Source organism: Prevotella melaninogenica ATCC 25845, assembly GCF_000144405.1.
GTDB classification, from domain to species: domain Bacteria; phylum Bacteroidota; class Bacteroidia; order Bacteroidales; family Bacteroidaceae; genus Prevotella; species Prevotella melaninogenica.
Genome location: NC_014370.1, coordinates 113005 through 133974, shown reverse-complemented (window position 1 = coordinate 133974; position 20970 = coordinate 113005). Strand labels below are relative to the sequence as shown.

Genomic DNA, 20970 nt, shown 5'->3' with positions numbered 1-20970 from the left:
GTATTGGATTTGAGCCACATGAAAATAATTTACATACAGCTATAAAGTGAGAATAAGATATTTGAAGATTACGGATAGCGATAATATCAAATTGCATATTATCTTGCAGTTTTTCCATTTGTAAAACCATCTAATTTGAGCATATCCACACCACGCCAATGCGTAAGCTTTGACACTATTTCCAACCCATGCATTTAACAGAAGCCGCCTCTTTACATATAGAATAAAAGAAGAAAGGCTTCGCATCACTGCGAAGCCTTTCGTTTAACATCAAACTTACTCACGTAAGTTTTGTGTCCTTGTACTAACTCAAATAATTAACTTTAATAACGACTATTTTTCTATTTGACATTGCAAAGTTACAAAAAAAACACATAAAAAAAATGTAATTCACGAATATTCGATGACACTTTTAGACTTTATAACAGTACAGGTGTTTTCGTAGTATTTTTTTAATAGCTTATGATAAAATACTTAAATCTATCAACTTTTTTTTAGAATTCTCATCGCCTCCTCTGTGCTCTATCCGTTCTTTTTCTTCCATTCCATTGATTTATAAGAGGTTTTATTTGCTCATCTCAACTTCTTAACGTACCTTTGCAGCCAATTAAAGGTAACATACCACCTGAGAGTCTGCGTACTGACTGGTTGAAGCCCGTCGCAGGCAAGTGTCTTTTTAGTGGGTTCGTTTGGTGGTGAGCTTACCTTTTATATAGGATAATAAATAATAAACAAACGAATTTGAAGACATTTGAAGAGTTAGGTGTGAGCGAAGAGATTCGTCGCGCCATTAGTGAGCTTGGATTTGAACATCCAATGCCTGTACAGGAAGAAGTAATCCCTTATTTACTTGGTAATCGTAACGACGTCATCGCACTGGCACAGACTGGTACGGGTAAGACGGCTGCATTCGGTTTGCCTTTGCTGCAACGTATTGATACAAGCAGCAAGGAGACGCAGGCTATCGTACTTAGTCCTACGCGTGAACTTTGTTTGCAGATTGCCGATGACCTAAAGGAATTCAGTAAGTATATCCCTCATTTGCATATCGCAGCTGTCTATGGTGGTGCATCTATCGACACACAGATTCGCCAGTTGCGTCATGGTGTACAGATTATCGTGGCTACACCGGGCCGACTGATTGACCTTATGCACCGTGGTAAGGCTCGTCTTGACAAGGTTAGAAACGTTGTTTTGGACGAGGCTGACGAGATGTTGAACATGGGTTTCCAAGAGAGTATCACTGAGATATTGACCGGTGTACCTGAAGATCGTAACACATTGTTATTCTCGGCTACGATGAGTCGTGAGGTAGAGCGTGTTGCAAAGGGTTATCTACATGACTATAAAGAGATTGTAGTGGGCAGCCGTAACGAGGGTGCTGAGAGTGTAAACCATATTTATTATATGGTGAATGCACGCGACAAGTACCTTGCCTTGAAGCGATTGGTTGACTTCTATCCAAAGATTTATGCGATTGTATTCTGCCGTACAAAGGTTGAGACACAGGAGATTGCTGACAAGTTGATTAAGGACGGATACAATGCCGAGGCGTTGCATGGCGACCTCTCGCAGCAGCAGCGTGACCTCACGATGCAGAAGTTCCGCTCACATCTCACACAGATTCTCGTCGCTACAGACGTTGCAGCACGTGGATTGGATGTGAACGACTTGACACACGTTATCAACTATGGTCTCCCTGATGATATCGAGAACTACACCCACCGTTCTGGCCGTACGGGTCGTGCAGGAAAGAAGGGTACTTCTATCTCGATTATTCACTCACGCGAGAAGTATAAGGTACGTAATATTGAACGCGAAATCAGTAAGGACTTTGTTGACGGAACACTGCCTTCACCAGAGGAAATCTGCAAAAAGCAGCTGTTTAAGACAATGGATGACATCCTGAAGACAGACGTTGATGAGGACCAGATTGCACCTTATATGAAGGATATCAACCGCCAATTCGAGTATATCGATAAGGAGGTTGTCATCAAGAAGATTGTTTCTGCAACCTTCGGTCGCTTCCTTGACTATTATAAGAATGCTCAGGAGATTGAGAAGCCATCATCACGTAGTGCACGTGAAGATAGCCGTGGCGCAAGAGGTGAAGGCAGAGGAAGCCGCAGCCGTGGTCCACGTAAGGCGGAGAGTGGTTATAAGCGACTCTTTATCAATCTCGGTAAGGCAGATGGTTTCTATCCGGGTGAGGTGATGCAGTTTGTCAATAAGAACGTGCATGGTAAGCAGGCAGTAGGACATATCGACCTCCTTGCTAAGCAGAGCTACATCGAAGTGCCAGAGCAGGACGCACAGAAGGTGATGCAATCGCTGGACGGTGCAACCTATAAAGGTCGTAAGGTGCGTTGTAACGATGCCGAAGAAGGTGGTCATGGTCGTTCGTCTAATAGCCGTTCAGCAGGTGGCAACAGTCGCTCTGCGGGTGGACGTGGCGGTTACGGCAGCCGTGGCGAAGGCCGTCAAGAGTCTCGTGAGCGCAAGGGCCGTGGTCGTCGCCAGTATGATGATAATCCTTTCGGAGGACAGCATAAGTTCAAGAAAGATGATTGGAAGGAACTTATGAAAGGTGGTCCTGCTAAGTTGAAAGGCGAAGAGCCTGACTTTTCTGAGGAAGGATGGGCAAGACGCAGACCAAAGAAGTAAATACCCCACCCCGACCCTCCCCAAAGGGGAGGGAGACTTAGCGTATAACATTGGAGAGGTTTTCGATAAATTGGCTATACATCAATCATATATTGTATAGCGCATTACTATCTTCATGAGTGGTGTTAAGCCTCAGCACCATTCGTGCGGAGCATCAGCACGAGTAGTGCGGAGCCGCAACACGACAGCTAAAGGGGGAAAGAGAGAAGGCTATTACCGGTATCTTATATCGTGAGGTATCACTCATACGAAAGCAGTTTCTCAGTTTACCAGCAATAACTATGTACAAAATCATAGCCAGTTTATACCGTTTTAATATGAGAGGGGCTAACAGAAGCATTCCTTATTTTGCTACCTTGACAAACCTTCTCGCACTGTTTATACTTTGTTTATTTATAATAATTGGTTTATTAAATATGCAGAGTGTATTAAAATTTTGGCATACAGGCTCAAAAGGAGGGGATTACCTGATAGGTGCAGTTATTGTCGTTCCCTTATACCTCTTAATGTTTCGTATGTTTCCCGAACGAAAGATGAAAGAACAAGAGGCATTACTGACAAAGAAAGAATATCAGTTGGGACTGTTTTCTTATGTATTCTTGGTAATAATATTAATGATTACCCTTTTCGTTATTATCTAAATAAAAATGTAGTATGCTTACAGTAAAAGCCAATAAGCTGATAATATACCCATAAAGATACTACTTTTCAAAAGAAAAATAGGTATGCTCATTCTTGAACATACCTATTTTAATATATTAGGAGTAACCCTTACTGTGGGTTAATTTCCTGCAGTAGGCGGTCAGCATGACCCCACTTATCCATCAGGTAGAGGACGAAACGGATGTCAACACCAATACAACGTGCGAGCTTGCGATCGAAGTTGATATCGCTTGAAAGGCTATCCCAGTTACCGTCGAAAGCAAGACCAATAAGGCGACCCTTACCATCGAACATTGGAGAACCTGAGTTACCACCAGTGATATCATTGTTAGTAAGGAAGCAAAGCTGCATCTTACCAGTTGTCTTATCAGCATAACGACCAAAGTTCTTAGCACTCATAAGGTCCATCATAATAGGCTCAACCTTGTAATCCTCAAGTTTCTTACCTAACTTCATCTTCTCAACAAGACTCTCAGCAGTTGTGTAGTAGTTGCTGTCAAAGCCACCAATCATATAACCACCTACCTGACCATAAGACATACGCATCGTGAAGTTAGCGTCACTGTAATGTGGCATATCCATCTCCATCTGTACCTTTGCCTCGCAAAGTTTCTTCTCTTCCTGCTCGATAGCTTCTATCTTGCTAACATAGTTGGTCATAACTTGCTGATAGAGCATCACGAGTTCTACTCCAAGCTGTATACCTGGGTCGTTGAGTGTGTTCTCATCATTATAGAACTTATGGTCCTTAACAAGTAATTTACTATTTGCATAGAGCCAGTCAGTGTACTTCTTATAATTGTTACCGAACTTTGTTTTGATAACATTAAATACTTCTGGACGATACGCAGCAGGTACGTGTTCAGCATAGTTCTTCAACATAGCGGCTGTCATTTCCTTATCAAGGGCTAAGTTCCAGTCGCTACTATTGTCCTTAAACTGTACATACTGTGCTGATTCATCATCCTTAGGGCCCTGTGGTTCGATAGCACCACGGGTGATATCAATAGCTCTCTGAATCAATTCAGACACCTTCCAGAATGACTCGTTCCAGTAAGCTTGAACCAGAGCAGGCTCAGCACTCTCCTTATAAAGGTTGCTTAACTTCTTGAGATCAACATTTACAGTAGGGTCCTTCACGGTCTTTTCATCCAACCATCTCTGTATCTTAGCCTCATATTCAGCCTTCTGACGAATCAAACCGATGGAATCAATACATTTATTCATACCAATAGAGTTCTTCCAGTAGTTAGCTGATGTAACGTACTTGTTCTCATATTGGAGACGAGTCTTCTCGTTCTTATCCATGTACTTCTTCATAATAGCGAGCTTGATATCACGAACTTGTACCTGAACGGTGTTCTCGATGTCTCTACGCTGCTGTATACCGAACGAAGACAAGTAACGATTAGTAGAGCCAGGATAGCCAATTGTCATTGCAAAATCCTTATCCTTATAACCCTCAAGACTTACAGGAGCCCAGTTAGCTGGCTTATAAGGCACATTATCCTTTGAGTAGGCAGCTGGTCCGTTGGTCTTAGGATCGGCATAAATACGGAACACAGAGAAGTCACTTGTCTGTCGTGGCCACATCCAGTTGTCTGTTTCACCACCGAACTTACCCATACTCTTTGGTACTGTGAACACCAAACGTACGTCTTGGAAGTCCTGATATGTAGTGGCATAATACTTATTTCCCTCGTAGAAAGCATCAACACTGATATGCAAAGTCTTATCAATGGTCTTGATAGAGTCGGTCAAATGATTTGTAAGAGAATCGATAATCGCCTCTGTCTGTTCAGCATTCTTACCTGCAATAAGCTTATTAACACGAGGAGTAATATCCTCCTGCTTCTTCATAAAGGACACAAACAAGTCCTTGCTTGGGAGTTCCTCTGCATAGCTTTTTGCATAGAAACCATCCTTCATATAATCATGTTCAACGGTGGAAAGGGCATTAATTGCGCTGAATCCACAGTGATGATTAGTGAAGACAAGACCATTTGGTGATACAACAACACCTGAGCAGAAGCCAGAGAAGTTGATAACAGAATTGCTAATAGCGTTAGGTGCGCCATAAAGCATGTTGCGTGGCAACTGGAATCCCTCAGCTACCATTTGTTCGTAGACGGCATCTGGCAAGTTATAGAGCGTCCACATACCCTCGTCGGCGTGCATGGATGTACTACCCAATGCGAGAAGTCCGGCAATAAGTAAAGTCGATTTCTTCATAATGATATAATTGATTAAATGATACTTGTTTATTTCTTTGCAAACCGACTGCGTAATTTTTGCAGTGGAAAGTCGTGATAAAGCACATGAGCTATAAAGAGAATGATAACCAATGTATTGATTCCCAAGGCTGCAGGAACAGGAAGATTGGCGTTAGTATAGGTGATAACGGCAAAGAAGAAACCAGCTATCAGAAGATAAACAAAGATACTCTTCAGTGGATAGTTTATCGGATACTTACGCTGACCGACAAGATAAGAGAGCACCATTGCCGTTGCATTACCCATGAAACCTGCCCAAGCACAAGCGATATAACCATATTTTGGTACGAAAATCACGTTGATTCCGATGATTACAGCACATCCAATGCCTGAGAAATAGGCACCCCAAATCGTCTTATCAATGAGTTTATACCAGAAACTAAGGTTGAAGTAAACACCTGTCATGATACCTCCTGCCATCACGATAGGTACCACCTTCAATCCTACCCAGTAGTCACGACCGATGATATGGCGAAGAATATCCATATAACCCATTACCACCAAGAAGGCAAGAAGCGTAAAGATAATAAAGAACTTCATAGCCCTCGCATAGGTTTCCTTATTGTCTTTGTCGCGTGCCTTACCAAAGACGAATGGCTCGTAGGCATAGCGGAAAGCCTGCGTAATCATCGACATAATCATTGCTATCTTACTTGCAGCACCGAAGATACCCAATTGTGTATGTGCATCATTGTCCTTGTAGACGTATGGGAAGATGATATAACCTGCCGTCTGATTAAGAATACCAGCTATACCAAGGAAAAGTATTGGCCAAGTATACGACAACATCTTCTTTGCCAAAGGCATATCAAGCAGCTTACCGCCTGCAAAGAAGCCATCTTTTAGCTCTTTCCAGAAACAGAAGGTGATAGTCGTTGTACATACAAGGTTGATATAGAAGGCATAACCCACCTCATGTCCGTCAAGGATTAGATAGTAAACAAGATTCAAAATGATGTTCAAAGCAATGAATAACAGTTTGAAAGTAGCAAACTTAATTGGGCGTTTCTTGTATCTGAGATAGGCAAAAGGAATAGCCTGAAAGGCATCAATCGCTACCGTGACAGCCATAACCCACACATATGAAGGATGTTCCGAATAACCCATAAAGTCGCAAATAGGCTGCAGGAAGACGAAGACCATTGCTATAAATAGCAGTGAAGAAAGCCCTACCAAAGACAAAGTAGTAGAGTAAACCTTCTTCGGATCTTGGTCAGTCTTATTGGCATAACGGAAGAAAGTCGTCTCCATTCCATAAGTCAAAACGACCAACAGCAACGCAGTATAGGCATAGATGTTTGTGATAACACCATAGCCACCGCTCGCCGCACTAATTTTCGCTGTATAGAGGGGTACAAGAAGGTAGTTTAAGAACCTTCCGATGATACTGCTCATTCCGTAGATAGCAGTGTCTTTTGCAAGTGATTTTAAATTTGCCATTGTTGTATTGTAGTTTAGCTTATTTGCCTTATTAGGCTAATAAGGCTTATAGGGCTAATAGCCCAATAGCTTAATAGATTCAATGATCTCCTAAAAGAATATATAGCAGATTGCGATTGCGGCAATTACACCAACCAAATCGGCTAATAATCCACAAGCTAATGCATGACGTGTATACCTTATGCCGATGCTTCCGAAGTAAACCGCTAAGATATAGAAAGTCGTATCTGTTGAACCTTGGAAGATACAACTCAATCTGCCAACGAATGAGTCAACACCAAAAGTTTTCATTGATTCCAACATAAGACCACGTGCACCACTACCAGAAAGCGGCTTCATAAACGCCGTTGGGAGTGCATCTACGAATCTTGTGTCAAGTCCGCACTGCTCCACACACCACTTAATTCCCTGTATCAAAAGGTCCATTGCCCCCGAAGCACGGAACACTCCTACAGCCACAAGGATAGCTACTAAATAAGGAATGATACGTACTGCAGTTTGGAATCCGTCCTTCGCTCCTTCGATGAAAGCGTCATAAACGTTCACTTTCCGTAACAACGCCACAATGATGAAAAGCATGATTATCGACATGACAATCAAGTTAGAGGCAACAGATGACACCGTATTCGTCATCTGCTTATCCATATGTCCGAATCCCCAAATTAACAATCCGACAAAGCCAATAATACCAACAAGTCCCAAGAACAATGTCGGTTGGAAGATATTGATACGCTGCCAAGTTGCCGTAATGAGGATACCAGCAATCGTAGCTACCGTTGTTGCCAACAGAATTGGAATAAACACATCCATAGGTTGTGCTGCACCGTTCATGCTTCGATAGCCAAGAATAGTCGTAGGGATGAGCGTCAGACCCGAAGTATTCAATACTAAGAACATTATCATCGGGTTAGTTGCCGTGTCTTTCTTTGTGTTCAACTCTTGCATCTGCGCCATCGCCTTCAATCCTGTAGGCGTAGCTGCATTGTCAAGTCCTAACATGTTCGATGCTATATTCATAAAGATAGAACCCATAACAGGGTGATTCTTAGGAATATCAGGGAAGAGTTTTGAGAAGAAAGGGCTGAGCATACGTGCAAGAACATTGACAACACCAGCCTTTTCACCAATCTTCATGATTCCTAACCACAGTGTCAAGACTCCTGTCAAGCCTATTGATGTTGTAAAGGCATTCTTAGATGAATCAAAGGTAGAGTTCATCATCTTCTCGAATATCGTTGTATCGCCCATCAACAGAGAGATAATTCCGAAGACAAATGCTATTACGAAGAATCCTATCCAAATATAGTTCAGTGCCATTTATCGCTTTTTATAACTGTTTTAATATGTCTGTTATGAATCAGAAGTGGGGACAGACAGCCCCACAATGGCACCATTCTTTCCCAATGCAAAGATAAACATTTCTGTGTGAACCTACAGCATAATAAACTAAAAAGATGTTGTTAGCCTCCGTGTTTCTAACTGTTTTGTCGATAATAAGCTGTAGGATATTTTCGAAAGCACTACCAAAACAACATTTATTAAGCCCCGTTTTTAGATGTTTTATCGATGATTAAACCGATTTGTATATACAGTTTAGTCTTTTTAACATACGTAATTGTGTTTATGTTGTACGAAGTTTTTATCTTTGCAAACGTCTTTTTGGGATAGAATTTTATCTATTTCCGATTACTTTTATTACATAATTAGTCACTTTGCGAATAAAGATAGTAACAGCAAGACTATATGGGTATATTCGATTTCTTTAACAAGAATAAGCGTAAGGATCAGCAAAATGAACAATGTCTCTTAGATGAAGAAGGGACAGGGGAGGCTGACCTATGGTCGAAGGCTTATGTGGCAGAGCCACAATGTTATGAAAAAGAGGGAAAAGAAAAGCTTTTGAATTTTGTTATAACAGAGGGAGTTAATACCATTCTACCAATGTATCCCAATGAGTTATATAAAAACGAAAAAGAAAACTTCTCTGACATTCGTCTTACATTTGTAAGTACGACAAAGAAAGGAGAGGTGGTTGACTTACCTTTCTTTCATTGTGTACCCGCTTTATCCAACTACGCTGTGGAGTATAGAGAGCCTAACGTCTTAATTAGAGGACTGAATGCTGCGGAAATGGGCTTGCTTATCTCTGGCGTTAAACAGTCGTTAAAGCGTATCTAAACGTCTGGAATAGGATTCACAATATCAATCCAAATAAATTCCGATTATGGTTGCAAGAGTTTCTTCCCATAATCGGATTCATCTTTTCACGACCGCTTTTTGTAAACTATTTTCATGCACTTCACTTCCAATACATGCTCTTTTGGCTTCTTAAAGACGCCCAATTGGCTTGCAAAAGGTGCCCTTTAGCAACGTTACTAACGCCCTTTTGAAGTCCAATTAAGCACCTTTTAAATTGCTCCGTTATAACAAACTGATTTCCTGTTGGTTACAAACCCGCTTCTTATTCGTATTTTTGCCGTTATTTATAGATGTTTTATTTGAAATTATATAATTATTTTTCAAAACCTTATCCATACTTTTGAAGTTATAAAACAAAAAACACTTTGTGCGGAATAGTACGCTTTCTATTTTTCTATATCAGGGTTAGAGCGTCAAAAAGAGGGTCTTCAGTATTTTGGAGTGATAATAATGCACCTAAGCTTAGGTCTCTGATGAAATGTCACACAGAGGAACGGAGAGTACGGAGGGATATCAAAACAAGCACTGGTAGGCACGGAGGTACCGTCGGTACGTGGAGCGACGGAGATTGTTTGCCAATTCTGTTAGCAATTTATATACAAAGCGTTCATACCAAAAGAATCATTAGAAATCTGTACGCTATACCTCCGTCGCTCTTTGTGCCGTCGGCACCTCCGTGACATTGCCTTTATCTCCGTCCTCTCCGTAGCTCTGTGTGCCTTATTATATAAGCGTTTTAATTTATCACTCCATATTTCGGAAGAACCCAAAAAGGAACAAAAACAAAAAAGAGGATGTATCTATTTTGGACACATCCTCTTTATATGAGACTTTATATTTTACAGCGTATACAATACCTGTATGACGGTCTGACCAACTGCTAACAACGTATTCTTATCGATATGTTCCATAGTGTCATTGACTGTATGCCATGTTGGACCGAAAGAGCTTTGCTGACAATCAGGATAGTAAGGAATGATATCAATAGTAGGAATACCTGCAAACTGGTTCACTGGAACATGGTCGTCAGTAACCATTCCACCGATAGCATCAGGGAAATAAGAGCCGAAACCTGCTCCCTTTGCAGCCTCCCAAACACGGTTTACGACATCAGAAGCAAACTGAATAGACATTCCCTCGCGATAGAATTGTGCACCTTCGCCTCCTACCATATCTAACAAAATACCGAATTCAGGCTTAACAGCTGTCGGGAAGTTCTTTGCATAGTATTGTGCACCCAATGCCCAAGAGTCGTCAGCATTCGGATATCGAGTCTCCCAACGTGGTACTCCCCAGTCTTCAGCATCAAAGCAAACAAAGTCAACACCTACTTTTAACTTCTTATCAGCCTGCAACTGACGAGCCAACTCAAGCATTACAGCCACTCCACTGGCACCATCATTCGCAGCCATAACAGGCTTCTTGTGGTTAGTAGAGTCTGGATCATTGTCTGCCCAAGGACGACTATCCCAGTGCGCACAGATTAAGATACGCTTCTTTGCTTCTGGATTAAAACGTGCAATGATATTAGTTGACTTCAAGACCGTACCGTCATAGGCTTTTAGATCGGCTTTCTGCTCCTGTACATCACAGCCATACTCCTTAAATTTCTCTACTATCCACTTGCCACACTTATCATGTGCTGCAGAGTTCATCACACGTGGTCCGAAGTCACACTGTGCTGCTGTAAAGGCGTATGCAGAGTCGGCATTAAACGTAGGTCCGACCGGTTTTGCTGTAGCTACTGTGTCAGCACCATTATCACTGTTGCTTGCTTTCCCTTTACAGCCGTATGCTACGGTTGCGAGGGACACTGCCAAGAGGCAGCCGAAAATGATTTTTATATTCGTCTTCATTGTTGATTGTTTTCTTATTCTCTCCCACTCTATCCTAAAGAGTAGGTAAGAAACCTTCTTTCTACTTATTTTCTAACGCTCTGTACCTGCGCCATTACACGCAGCCAGTTGCCTCCCCATATCTTTTCAATATCTCTTTCGCTATATTTACGACGCAAAAGATGAAGGGTGAAGTTTATCATTTCGCTCGCATCAGCCATACCGCGTACGGTTCCGTCACCATCAAAGTCGGTTCCAATACCTACATGGTCGATACCCATAATGTTGATAGCATGCTCAAGATGGGCTATCGCATCCATCACTGTTGCCTCACTACCCTTCTTCAAGAAGCCTTGGTACATTGTGATATGTGCCACACCACCCTTCTTTGCCAATGCTCGCATCTGATCATCGGTAAGGTTGCGAGGAACGTCACAGAGTACTTTGCTATTAGAATGACTACATACGATTGGCATCGTACTAATCTCCAACGCATCATAAAAACTCTTCTCTCCGCCGTGGCTTAAGTCGACCATAATACCGTTACGGTTCATCTCCTTGATGACCTCTTCGCCAAACTTACTTACTCCTCCGTGGGTGTTGCAGCCTCGTGCAGAGTCGCAAATATCGTTATCACCATTGTGACAAAGGGTTATATAGGTCACACCACGCTGTGCAAAGTGCTTTACATTCTCAAGCTTATGTTCCAAAGCAAGACCGTTCTCAATAGCAAACATAATGCTCTTACGTCCCTTGCGCTTATCTTCGTAAAGGTCGGAAGGTGTACGAGCAATACTGATATAGCGTTGGTTCTGCTTAACAATTTCCTCTATTTTGTCGAAGATAAGGTTGGCATAGACAGCTGGTGAGAGATGATTCAATGTCTCAACGAGGTGAGGATTATAGCGTTTCAACCCTTCAACATCAATCTTTGACGAGAAAGACTCGCCTATCTTCGGTTGTGGAAGGTAAGCAGCCATCGTCACAGCATCCTGTCTTCCCTCCGTCATCTTATGGAGATCGTAGAGAATACGTGAGTCACGCTGATCGAAGTTGACACCTTGTGGGAAGAACATAGGCGTATCACAGTGTGTATCAAGCGTCAAGATGCGCTGATGAAGTTGCTTAGCAAGGTAGAAGTTATTAGACTGTCCGACCAGCCACTGGAAGATTTTTCCTCCCTCTTCACCCATCCATTCGGGATGCCATTGCACTCCCATGATAGGCTTGAACTCGCTACTCTCAATGGCTTCAATCACTCCATCAGGCGAAAGTGCCGTCACACGGAAGTGCTTTCCAGCATCTTTCACTGCCTGATGGTGGAAGCTATTGACCATAAGACGCTCTTCCTTATAGAGCGCATAGAGGACAGATGACTTGTTAAGGGTCACGCTATGCGTAGCTTCACAGCGTTCAGCATCCTGTGAATGCTTTAATGTAGCAGCATGATAGGTTGTTACCGTTTTGTCTTTGCTCAGTTTCTTTTCAACCGTTTCCTCCTCTCTTATATATTCATCATAGATATCTTGCTGTATCTTTCCACCCAAAGCGACAGCAAGGGCTTGCGCTCCACGGCAGATACCAAGGATAGGCAACTGACGATTAAACGCCAAACGGATAAGCATCAGTTCGGGTAAATCACGCTCAGCATTGATATTATGAAGTTTGGGAGAAGGCTCCTCGCCAAGCCACAGAGGATTGATATCAGCACCACCTGTAAGGAGAAGACCATCAAGATGGTCAAGGGTGTTAATAAGCACATCCTTATCAGCCACAGGAGGAATAAGCATTGGGACTCCGCCCGCAGCTACCACCTGCTTATAATAGACATTCCTTAACGCTGCATCACCATTCATATAATTGGTAGTGATACCAATTATAGGCTTACGCTTTGCTTCAGGGAAAGTTGAATACACCTTATCGAGATGTGACTGAAGATCGTATTGCATTCTTATTCTTTTTTAAAAGATTGGTTTGTCATTGACTTCTTTAGAGCAATTCTTCTGCTATAGGTATCTCACGTTTGATACTTTGCTCAAGAGAAATAAGTGTTTCGGTTGATACGACACCTGAGATACCTTGCAACTGATTGTTAAGAAGGTCCATCAACTGCTCGTTGTCTTTTGCATAAAGCTTCACAAGCATTGTATAAGGACCCGTTGTAAAATGACACTCAACCACCTCTGGAATAGCACTGATACGTTCAACAACCTTCTTATACATAGAGCCACGCTCGAGGTTTAGTCCCACATAAGTGCAGGTTGTATAGCCTAAACTCTTAGGATTAACGTCGAAACCACTACCTGTTATGACTCCATTCTCTATGAGATGTTGTACGCGCTGGTGAATAGCAGCACGTGAAACGCCACACTGGGCAGCAACATCTTTAAAAGGCATACGAGCATTCTGCGAGAGGATACCCAATATTTTCTTGTCCAAACGATCTACTTTTTCCATGTTCTACGGTTGATATTATTTCTTAATTCTATGTTTCTAAAGCTTTAATTGATGACGAGCAAAAGTAGGGAATAATTATGGAACAGACAACAAAATGACATAAAAAATGCGCCACTTGGGCGCATTTTGTTTTTATTTTAAGCAAGAGAACAGTATTTCACTGCTTTTATCTTACTTTTTTACATTCTTCTTTGTCTTCTGAGCAGGAGCCTTCTTGGCTGGAACGAGCTTTGCAGCATCAATCGTCTTTGACTCCTTTTCAGGTGCTGCCTCAATGCCTTTCAACTCAAGGGTGAAGATAAGTGTTGAGAAAGGAGCGATGTCACGACCTGCACCACGCTCACCATAGGCAAGGTTTTGTGGGATAACAATCTCCCACTTTGAGCCTACAGGCATCATCTGCAACGCCTCTGTCCAACCCTTGATGAGTCCACCAACATTGAAGGTATCGAACTCTACGCCATGACGTGAAGTTGCATCGAATACCTTTCCATCAATGGTCTTACCCTCATAGATAACCTGAACGCGGTCAGCTGCTGTTGGTATAGGTCCATCACCCTTCTTAATGATACGATACTGAAGCCCATCAGCTAATGTTACAACACCCTCCTTCTTCTTGTTCTCAGCCAAGTAAGCCTCGTTCTTAGCCTTCATCTCAGCATCTTTCTGTGCTTTCAACTCTACTTCTTTCTTCTCGAAAATTTGCTCAGCAGTAGCCTGCTTGAGGACAGTAGAATCCTTTGCCAAAGCTGCAACAAAGCCCTTATAAAGCAAATCTGGGTTAATTGGAGCCGATGTGCCTTCGAACTTAGATGCAATATTAGGCAACATGGTCTTGTCTACCTGTGAACTGATGAGCAATCCGGCTACATAAGCAGCAAAAGCAGAGTCTTTGCGATTAGCAATACCCTGACGCAAGCCACGCAGGAAGTCTGGCATCTGTGCTGGAGTAACACCAAACTGATTTGCAAGATAGTCGTCCAAACCACGTGTCATAGACATACCTGCAGCATAGCTCAATGTATCAGAAGGTGAAGTCAGTACTACTGCGCCTTCTTTACATTCTACAGAACACTTCGCATTCTGCTTTCCTTTCTTCTTACTCTGCGCACTTGCAGTATTAAAGACTGAACCTGCTGCAACGAGCAGAGCCAGCATTAAAAGTTTCTTCATTGTTTTGTCGTTTTTAAAGAACAGGTTTTTCTATATTAAAAGGATGTAGATTCGATGATTACCAAGCTTTAAGAAGTATATTACTAAGCTTTAAGAAGTATGTATGTGTCTTCCTTTCCTATAAGACAAGAGTATCATTACTGAATTATTCTCATGAAAATAAAGAATTACTTTCATGAGAATAAATATTTATTTTCACGACAATAAAGATTTTCTTTCATGAAAATAATTCGTCATCATCGTGAAAATGGATTACAGCTGATGCTCTTCCATATAAGAAAGGAAGACTCATCGAACCATTATCAAGCTTTAGTTGATTACATACCTGGCTTACCCTGTGGCATACCTGACATACCCTGAGGCATACCTGGCTGACCCTCTGGAGCCTTCTCGATACCGAGTAACTCAACAGTAAAGATAAGTGTTGAGAATGGCTTAAGGTCTGGACTTGGCTGCTCAGCACCGTAACCAGCTGTATAAGGAATTGTAATCTCCCACTTAGAACCAACAGGCATCTTAGTCAAAGCCTCAGTGAAACCTGGGATAACACCACCTACAGGCATTGTTGCACCATCACGCTGGTCGAAAACCTTACCATCGATAGTCTTACCAACATAGTTAATCTTAACAACATCAGAAGCCTTTGGTGTAGCACCAGAGCCAGCCTTGAGTTCCTTAACCTGTACACCCTGACCGATAGTCTTCACACCTTCCTTCTTAGCATTGGCTGCCATGTAAGCGTCACTCTTCTTCTTATTAGCACCATAAGTCTTCTCAGCGGCCTTCATCTGAATAGTCTTTGAAGTCTTCTGCTCAACCTCACGAGCCTGCTCTACAGTCATCTTCTGACCATGACCCTTTGCACTTGCTGCAAAACCAGCGAGGAAATTAGCCAAAGAAACAGACTTTGTAGAGTCTTCACCAAAGATCTGACGGTTGATCTGATTCTTGATAATCATGTTCATCTGCATACCTACGCCGATACCAGCATTGTAAGCAGCACGCTTCTTATCATCAGCATTCTGCGCACCATCGTTCATACCCTTGATAAACTCATCGATGTAAGCTGTATCAATCTGCATCTGCTGGAGATACTGCTTAACACTCTGACCCTGATCAATACCGAAAGCATAGCTCAAAGAGTCAACATCAGACTTCAAATCCTCCTTTGGAGCTGAGTTACCACAAGCTGTGAAGCCTGCAGCTGCGATAGCCATAGCGGCTAAAAAATAAATTTTCTTCATTATTTTAATTGTTTAGTTTCTTAAGCAATATTATTAGAGTAGGCGATGATGGACGTATATTGCAGTCTATTATCGCCTACATACCTTTCTTACTTTACCTCAATCAACTCTACGTCGAAGACGAGAGCAGCGAATGGAGGTATCTGTGCACCAGCACCACGCTCACCATATGCAAGGTCATAAGGGATGAAGAAGCGATACTTAGCACCTTCCTGCATAAGCTGCACACCCTCAGTCCAACCTGCGATAACCTGATTCAAGCCGAAAGTAGCTGGTTGGTTACGCTGATAAGAACTGTCAAAAACAGTACCATCAATCAGTGTTCCCTCATAATGACATACTACTTGGTCTGTAGCTGAAGGCTTCTTACCGTCGCCTTCCTTCAACACCTGATACTGCAAACCAGATGGTAAGGTTACAACACCATCCTTCTTACCGTTCTCAGCAAGGAAAGCCTCACCAGCAACCTTTGCTGCCTTACCAGCCTCAGCGGCTGCAGCCTGCTGCTTAGCCTCCTGCTCTTGGAAGAAGTTTTGTACGAGAGTCTGTGCTTCTGCATTGTCAACTTTCAGCTCTGAACCTGAAATAACATCCTTGATAGCCTGTGCGAAGTCGTCAATATTCAGTTCCTTTGCGCCCATTCCTGCGAGCTGTGAACCGATACCGATTCCCAGTGCATAGCTTAATTTATCCATTATCGTTCTTAATATTATTAATAATTAATGTGCAAAGATACTATTTTTAAGGTATAGTTTTGCATTAATCGGATTAAAATTACTAAATTTGTCAAAGAGAATGGAGGATTACTGTGCAAGTTAAAGGTATCGACAAAAAACAAGAAGTATATTATTAGTACTTCATTTGTCCAAAACTCTATTTGCAAGTGTTTTGAAATTAATGCCTATAACCTCGTCTATCTCCTTCAAGCCTCAACTCATAAAAGACAGACGTATGAAGAAAATCGTATTCTTAACAGGTGCTGGAATGTCCGTAGAGAGTGGCTTCAAGACCTTTCGCGGCAATGATGGATTATGGGAGGATTATCCTGTAGAACAGGTAGCAACGCACGAAGGCTGGATAGCCAACCCCACACTCGTCAACAACTTCTACAACAATCTACGCAAAAAACTCTATGCGGCCAAGCCTAACGAGGGTCATCGCCTTATCAAGGAACTTGAGAAAGACTATGATGTGACGGTGATTACGCAAAATGTTGACGACCTTCACGAGAAAGCAGGGTCTTTAAAGGTTATCCATCTACATGGAGAACTGACAAAGGTATGCTCAAGTAAGACTCCTTACGACAGCCGCTACATACAAGAACTACCTAAAGACAACTGCGAAGTAGTCCCTGGAGCATTGGCTGAAGACGGTAGTCTATTGCGTCCTTTCATTGTTTTTTTTGGTGAATCAGTCCCAATGATTGAACCTGCTGCAGAGGTTGTGGCACAAGCTGACATACTTGTTATCATCGGAACGTCGCTGGTTGTTTACCCTGCTGCGGGTCTTGTGCAATACACCCGACCAGGAACTCCTATCTATCTGATTGACCCTGACGATACGCCCGCACATGCTTCTGGACGATTAACGCATATAAAAAAGGGTGCAAGCGAAGGTATGAAAGAGTTGATTAAGCTATTGTAAAAAACTGATTATAGCATCATAAGGAACTGATTACATCGCATTCCCACACAGAAATAAAATCCTATTCCTAATAAACAGAGAGCATATAAACTACCAAGTTTTCATTCCCTAAATTCTCATAGGGGCAAAAACGAAAGCATATATCAATAAAGAAACAAATGAAGAAACTATTTTCACTCCTCTTCTTAGCCCTCATGACATTGCCAATCATGGCTCAGAAGAATGTTTACAAGTTTAGTGTAAAGGACGGAAACGAGCATACCGTCAAATTGAAGGACTATAAGGGTAAGGTTCTGCTCATCGTTAATACAGCGACAAAATGTGGATTTACACCACAGTATGAGGCATTACAAAAACTCTATGAAACCTATAAGAACCAAGGACTTGTCATCCTTGACTTCCCTTGTAATCAGTTTGGCGCACAGGCTCCGGGCTCTTTCCGTGATATTCACACTTTCTGTACAGGCAACTATGGTACGACTTTCCCACAGTTTGCAAAGATTAATGTCAATGGTCGTAACGAATCACCGCTTTACACTTACCTAAAGGCTCAACAGCCATTCAAGGGCTTTGACATGAATAACAACATCGGTAAGTTTCTCGATGAGAAGTTCCGCGCAGAGAACCCTGACTACGCCAAAGATCCAAGTATCAAATGGAACTTCACAAAGTTCCTCATAGACCGACAGGGACACGTCATCGATCGCTTTGAGCCAACAGCTGATATGAAAGACGTTGAGGCTGGTATCAAGGCGGCACTAAAGATGAAGTAAAAGCTAAGAGAGCAATAAGCCTTATTGGGCTAATAAGCCTTATAAGGCTAATAAAGTAATAAGCCTTATTGGACTAATGAGCCTTATTGGGCCAATAAGCCCAATACCCACAAAGCAAAGCCGGCTAACACGCAACCACGTGTCAGCCGGCTTTGTTATCTTTATTGCTTAGGCAGATTAGTAGCCTTCGGCTTATTCTTATTAGGTGACTTCTTCTTCACCTTAAACTTATCAAATCCCTTACCAAAGACACCCATTACCTGACTCTGTGTTACGAAGGCATCTGGGTCGATATCATCAATCATACGATAGACATATGACGCTTCACGTTGGCGAGTTACTACAATAACAATCTTTATATCGCTACCCGTATAATAGCCCTTTGCATCGATTATCGTACTGGTACGATGGGGTTGGTCTTGCGATATCATATCACAAATCTCTTTATAACGCTCCGAAATGATAAGGAACTGCACCGAACGACGACTGGAGTTGATAACTTGGTCGAGTACAAAAGAGGTGATAATCAAGTTTACATAACCATAGATAACCTGCTCCCAACTACGTAGAACAAGGTAACTTCCCGTTACGATGGTCATATCCACTAATAAGATAACACGCCCAAGAGAAATATCACGATATTTATTGACTATCGCTGCGACGATATCCGAGCCACCAGAGCTACCATTATAGGAGAGTCCAAAAGCTAAACCAACACCACAAAACGATGCACCGATGATTGCTGCCATAAAAGGTTGCCCATGTAAGAGTCCCGGATGAGGAAATACAGTACCCATAACCTTTGTGATAACTGTCAGCATCACAACGCCATAGATAGTACGGATACAGAACTTTAAGCCTAAAACCTTCAGTGCAATGGCTAATAGAATTGCGTTTAGGATAAAATAAGTGTTAGCAACAGGGATTCCTTGACCCCAATTCAAAATAGAAGCAAGACCAGCTACGCCACCATTACCGATGTGATTAGGTAGTAGAAAAACCATCCAGCCGATAGCATAGGACAGCATACCTACGGCTATCATTACATAGTCTAAGATTTCCCGATAAAGGACCTTCTTATTAATCTTGTTAATCATACGTTTAAGGATATGAGTGAAATGACGCTACAAATTTAGATAAATTTTCCGAAACAAAGCACTTGCACAGAAAAAATAGAGTACCTTTGCAGAAAATAATATATACCTTGAGCGTGTAGAAGAAGAGTCGTAGACGGCAATTCATAGGGAAGCACAACACATATATCCATAAAAGAATGCATTTGACGGATATATTAACCATGTGCAAAGACATTATCTACACACTCTTCCACTTGCATCTTTTTGCAGAAAATTAGCAATATGCCAGAAGATTTTGACATACATGAAGAAAGGCTGAACTCGGTTGAGAAGGATTTCGAAAACGCTCTACGCCCTCTGAAATTTAATGATTTCAGCGGACAGTCGAAGGTGGTCGAAAACCTCAGCGTCTTTGTTGAAGCCGCTAAGTTCCGTGGCGAACCGCTCGACCACACCCTTTTGCACGGTCCTCCGGGATTGGGTAAGACAACGTTGAGCAATATTATCGCTAACGAATTGGGCGTTGGTTTCAAGATTACCTCAGGTCCGGTACTCGACAAGCCGGGCGACCTTGCGGGCATCCTCACCTCTTTAGAGCCTAACGACGTCTTGTTTATTGACGAGATACACCGCCTTTCTCCTGTCGTAGAGGAGTATCTTTACTCTGCGATGGAGGACTACCGTATTGACATTATGATTGATAAGGGACCGTCTGCACGTTCTATCCAGATTGACCTCAACCCATTCACACTCGTTGGTGCAACGACACGAAGCGGACTGCTCACAGCTCCTCTCCGTGCTCGCTTTGGTATTAATCTCCATTTGGAGTATTATGACCCAGAGACTTTGAAGCGCATTATCAAGCGTTCGGCTGCCCTATTAAAAGTGCCTATCGTGGACGAAGCTGCGGATGAAATTGCGCGTCGCTCACGCGGTACACCACGTATCTGTAACGCCCTACTCCGCCGTGTACGAGACTTCGCACAGGTGAAGGGTAATGGTACTATCACACCCGAAATCGCTACGATGTCACTACAGTCGTTGAACATTGACAAATATGGTTTGGACGAGATAGATAACAAAATTCTACTCACCATTATCGATAAGTTCCGTGGCGGTCCAGTAGGTGTCTCAACCATTGCCACCGCTATCGGTGAGGATTCTGGTACGGTAGAAGAGGTTTACGAACCATTCCTCATCATGGAAGGTTTTATCAAACGAACCCCTCGTGGACGTGTGGCAACACAGCTTGCCTACGACCATCTCGGACGAAATGCATATCAAGACAATCCTCTACAACCGGGATTATTCGATTAAAAGATACTCCATTGCAAACGTTCACAACGAACAATGCAATGGAGTTTTTCTTTTATTCGTTCCTTTATGCACTGATGTTTGTAAACTATTTTCGTGCAGTTCAAAAACAATACATGCTCTTTTGGCTTCTTAAAGACGCCTAATTGACTTGCAAAAGACGCCCTTTAAGACCCTTACTAACGCCCTTTTGGAGTCCAATTAAGCACCTTTTA

The 20970-nt window shown here is 42.3% G+C and carries 16 protein-coding genes; 6 read left to right on the top strand and 10 right to left on the bottom strand.

The features are described from left to right. Window positions 1-741 precede the first annotated feature (741 nt). The gene (locus HMPREF0659_RS00480) at window positions 742-2664 is read left to right on the top strand and encodes a DEAD/DEAH box helicase (RefSeq protein ID WP_013264721.1); all 1923 of its coding nucleotides are present in this window, start codon (window positions 742-744) and stop codon (window positions 2662-2664) included. A gap of 281 nt (window positions 2665-2945) precedes the next feature. Further along, window positions 2946-3305 carry a hypothetical protein gene (locus tag HMPREF0659_RS00475; protein WP_044045789.1) on the top strand — a complete coding sequence of 120 codons (360 nt, stop codon included), beginning with the start codon at window positions 2946-2948 and terminating at the stop codon, window positions 3303-3305. Between the two features lie 130 nt (window positions 3306-3435). Here the strand turns inward: HMPREF0659_RS00475 and HMPREF0659_RS00470 are convergent, their stop codons facing one another. The 3 genes from HMPREF0659_RS00470 to HMPREF0659_RS00460 form a co-directional block, all read right to left on the bottom strand. Beyond that, window positions 3436-5559, bottom strand: coding sequence for a S46 family peptidase (locus HMPREF0659_RS00470; protein ID WP_013264588.1), 2124 nt, complete (start codon window positions 5557-5559; stop codon window positions 3436-3438). Window positions 5560-5588: 29 nt separating this feature from the next. Then, window positions 5589-7040: an oligosaccharide flippase family protein gene (locus tag HMPREF0659_RS00465; protein WP_013263834.1), complete on the bottom strand. Its 1452-nt coding sequence runs from the start codon at window positions 7038-7040 to the stop codon at window positions 5589-5591. A 90-nt stretch (window positions 7041-7130) separates the two neighbouring features. Then, window positions 7131-8357, bottom strand: coding sequence for a nucleoside recognition domain-containing protein (locus HMPREF0659_RS00460; RefSeq protein WP_013264494.1), 1227 nt, complete (start codon window positions 8355-8357; stop codon window positions 7131-7133). A gap of 426 nt (window positions 8358-8783) precedes the next feature. Between HMPREF0659_RS00460 and HMPREF0659_RS00455 the strand changes: the two genes are divergently transcribed. After that, on the top strand, window positions 8784-9218 hold the full coding sequence (locus HMPREF0659_RS00455; RefSeq protein ID WP_013265031.1) for a hypothetical protein: 435 nt from the start codon (window positions 8784-8786) through the stop codon (window positions 9216-9218). 860 nt (window positions 9219-10078) lie between these two features. Here HMPREF0659_RS00455 and HMPREF0659_RS00450 read toward each other — a convergent pair. The 6 genes from HMPREF0659_RS00450 to HMPREF0659_RS00425 form a co-directional block, all read right to left on the bottom strand. Continuing rightward, window positions 10079-11095 carry a M28 family peptidase gene (locus tag HMPREF0659_RS00450; RefSeq protein ID WP_013264611.1) on the bottom strand — a complete coding sequence of 339 codons (1017 nt, stop codon included), beginning with the start codon at window positions 11093-11095 and terminating at the stop codon, window positions 10079-10081. A 65-nt stretch (window positions 11096-11160) separates the two neighbouring features. Then, on the bottom strand, window positions 11161-13023 hold the full coding sequence (locus tag HMPREF0659_RS00445; RefSeq protein ID WP_013264659.1) for a fused gamma-glutamyl-gamma-aminobutyrate hydrolase/peptidase: 1863 nt from the start codon (window positions 13021-13023) through the stop codon (window positions 11161-11163). A gap of 40 nt (window positions 13024-13063) precedes the next feature. Further along, entirely contained in the window at window positions 13064-13531 is a 468-nt protein-coding gene (locus tag HMPREF0659_RS00440; protein WP_013264439.1) for an Lrp/AsnC family transcriptional regulator, read from the bottom strand. Between the two features lie 171 nt (window positions 13532-13702). Continuing rightward, window positions 13703-14704 (bottom strand): FKBP-type peptidyl-prolyl cis-trans isomerase, encoded by a 1002-nt coding sequence (locus HMPREF0659_RS00435; protein ID WP_044045788.1) that lies wholly within the window; start codon window positions 14702-14704, stop codon window positions 13703-13705. Between the two features lie 317 nt (window positions 14705-15021). After that, window positions 15022-15948: an FKBP-type peptidyl-prolyl cis-trans isomerase gene (locus HMPREF0659_RS00430; protein ID WP_013264865.1), complete on the bottom strand. Its 927-nt coding sequence runs from the start codon at window positions 15946-15948 to the stop codon at window positions 15022-15024. A gap of 89 nt (window positions 15949-16037) precedes the next feature. Next, the gene (locus tag HMPREF0659_RS00425; RefSeq protein WP_013264324.1) at window positions 16038-16643 is read right to left on the bottom strand and encodes an FKBP-type peptidyl-prolyl cis-trans isomerase; all 606 of its coding nucleotides are present in this window, start codon (window positions 16641-16643) and stop codon (window positions 16038-16040) included. A 256-nt stretch (window positions 16644-16899) separates the two neighbouring features. Between HMPREF0659_RS00425 and HMPREF0659_RS00420 the strand changes: the two genes are divergently transcribed. After that, window positions 16900-17592 (top strand): SIR2 family NAD-dependent protein deacylase, encoded by a 693-nt coding sequence (locus HMPREF0659_RS00420; protein WP_013264681.1) that lies wholly within the window; start codon window positions 16900-16902, stop codon window positions 17590-17592. Window positions 17593-17750: 158 nt separating this feature from the next. Continuing rightward, window positions 17751-18365, top strand: coding sequence for a glutathione peroxidase (locus HMPREF0659_RS00415; RefSeq protein ID WP_013264146.1), 615 nt, complete (start codon window positions 17751-17753; stop codon window positions 18363-18365). A 161-nt stretch (window positions 18366-18526) separates the two neighbouring features. Here HMPREF0659_RS00415 and HMPREF0659_RS00410 read toward each other — a convergent pair whose 3' ends face one another. Beyond that, on the bottom strand, window positions 18527-19462 hold the full coding sequence (locus HMPREF0659_RS00410) for a YitT family protein (protein ID WP_013264573.1): 936 nt from the start codon (window positions 19460-19462) through the stop codon (window positions 18527-18529). 261 nt (window positions 19463-19723) lie between these two features. Here HMPREF0659_RS00410 and ruvB point away from each other — a divergent pair, with 261 nt between their 5' ends. Further along, the gene (gene ruvB, locus HMPREF0659_RS00405) at window positions 19724-20758 is read left to right on the top strand and encodes a Holliday junction branch migration DNA helicase RuvB (RefSeq protein ID WP_013263909.1); all 1035 of its coding nucleotides are present in this window, start codon (window positions 19724-19726) and stop codon (window positions 20756-20758) included. Window positions 20759-20970 lie beyond the last annotated feature (212 nt).

What these genes read in the sequence shown, in the direction of transcription:
- HMPREF0659_RS00475 (WP_044045789.1), top strand. Translation starts at nt 2,946, where the DNA reads ATGTACAAAATCATAGCCAGTTTATACCGTTTTAATATGAGAGGGGCT.
- HMPREF0659_RS00470 (WP_013264588.1), bottom strand. Translation starts at nt 5,559, where the DNA reads ATGAAGAAATCGACTTTACTTATTGCCGGACTTCTCGCATTGGGTAGT.
- HMPREF0659_RS00465 (WP_013263834.1), bottom strand. Translation starts at nt 7,040, where the DNA reads ATGGCAAATTTAAAATCACTTGCAAAAGACACTGCTATCTACGGAATG.
- HMPREF0659_RS00460 (WP_013264494.1), bottom strand. Translation starts at nt 8,357, where the DNA reads ATGGCACTGAACTATATTTGGATAGGATTCTTCGTAATAGCATTTGTC.
- HMPREF0659_RS00455 (WP_013265031.1), top strand. Translation starts at nt 8,784, where the DNA reads ATGGGTATATTCGATTTCTTTAACAAGAATAAGCGTAAGGATCAGCAA.
- HMPREF0659_RS00450 (WP_013264611.1), bottom strand. Translation starts at nt 11,095, where the DNA reads ATGAAGACGAATATAAAAATCATTTTCGGCTGCCTCTTGGCAGTGTCC.
- HMPREF0659_RS00445 (WP_013264659.1), bottom strand. Translation starts at nt 13,023, where the DNA reads ATGCAATACGATCTTCAGTCACATCTCGATAAGGTGTATTCAACTTTC.
- HMPREF0659_RS00440 (WP_013264439.1), bottom strand. Translation starts at nt 13,531, where the DNA reads ATGGAAAAAGTAGATCGTTTGGACAAGAAAATATTGGGTATCCTCTCG.
- HMPREF0659_RS00435 (WP_044045788.1), bottom strand. Translation starts at nt 14,704, where the DNA reads ATGAAGAAACTTTTAATGCTGGCTCTGCTCGTTGCAGCAGGTTCAGTC.
- HMPREF0659_RS00430 (WP_013264865.1), bottom strand. Translation starts at nt 15,948, where the DNA reads ATGAAGAAAATTTATTTTTTAGCCGCTATGGCTATCGCAGCTGCAGGC.
- HMPREF0659_RS00425 (WP_013264324.1), bottom strand. Translation starts at nt 16,643, where the DNA reads ATGGATAAATTAAGCTATGCACTGGGAATCGGTATCGGTTCACAGCTC.
- HMPREF0659_RS00420 (WP_013264681.1), top strand. Translation starts at nt 16,900, where the DNA reads ATGAAGAAAATCGTATTCTTAACAGGTGCTGGAATGTCCGTAGAGAGT.
- HMPREF0659_RS00415 (WP_013264146.1), top strand. Translation starts at nt 17,751, where the DNA reads ATGAAGAAACTATTTTCACTCCTCTTCTTAGCCCTCATGACATTGCCA.
- HMPREF0659_RS00410 (WP_013264573.1), bottom strand. Translation starts at nt 19,462, where the DNA reads ATGATTAACAAGATTAATAAGAAGGTCCTTTATCGGGAAATCTTAGAC.
- ruvB (WP_013263909.1), top strand. Translation starts at nt 19,724, where the DNA reads ATGCCAGAAGATTTTGACATACATGAAGAAAGGCTGAACTCGGTTGAG.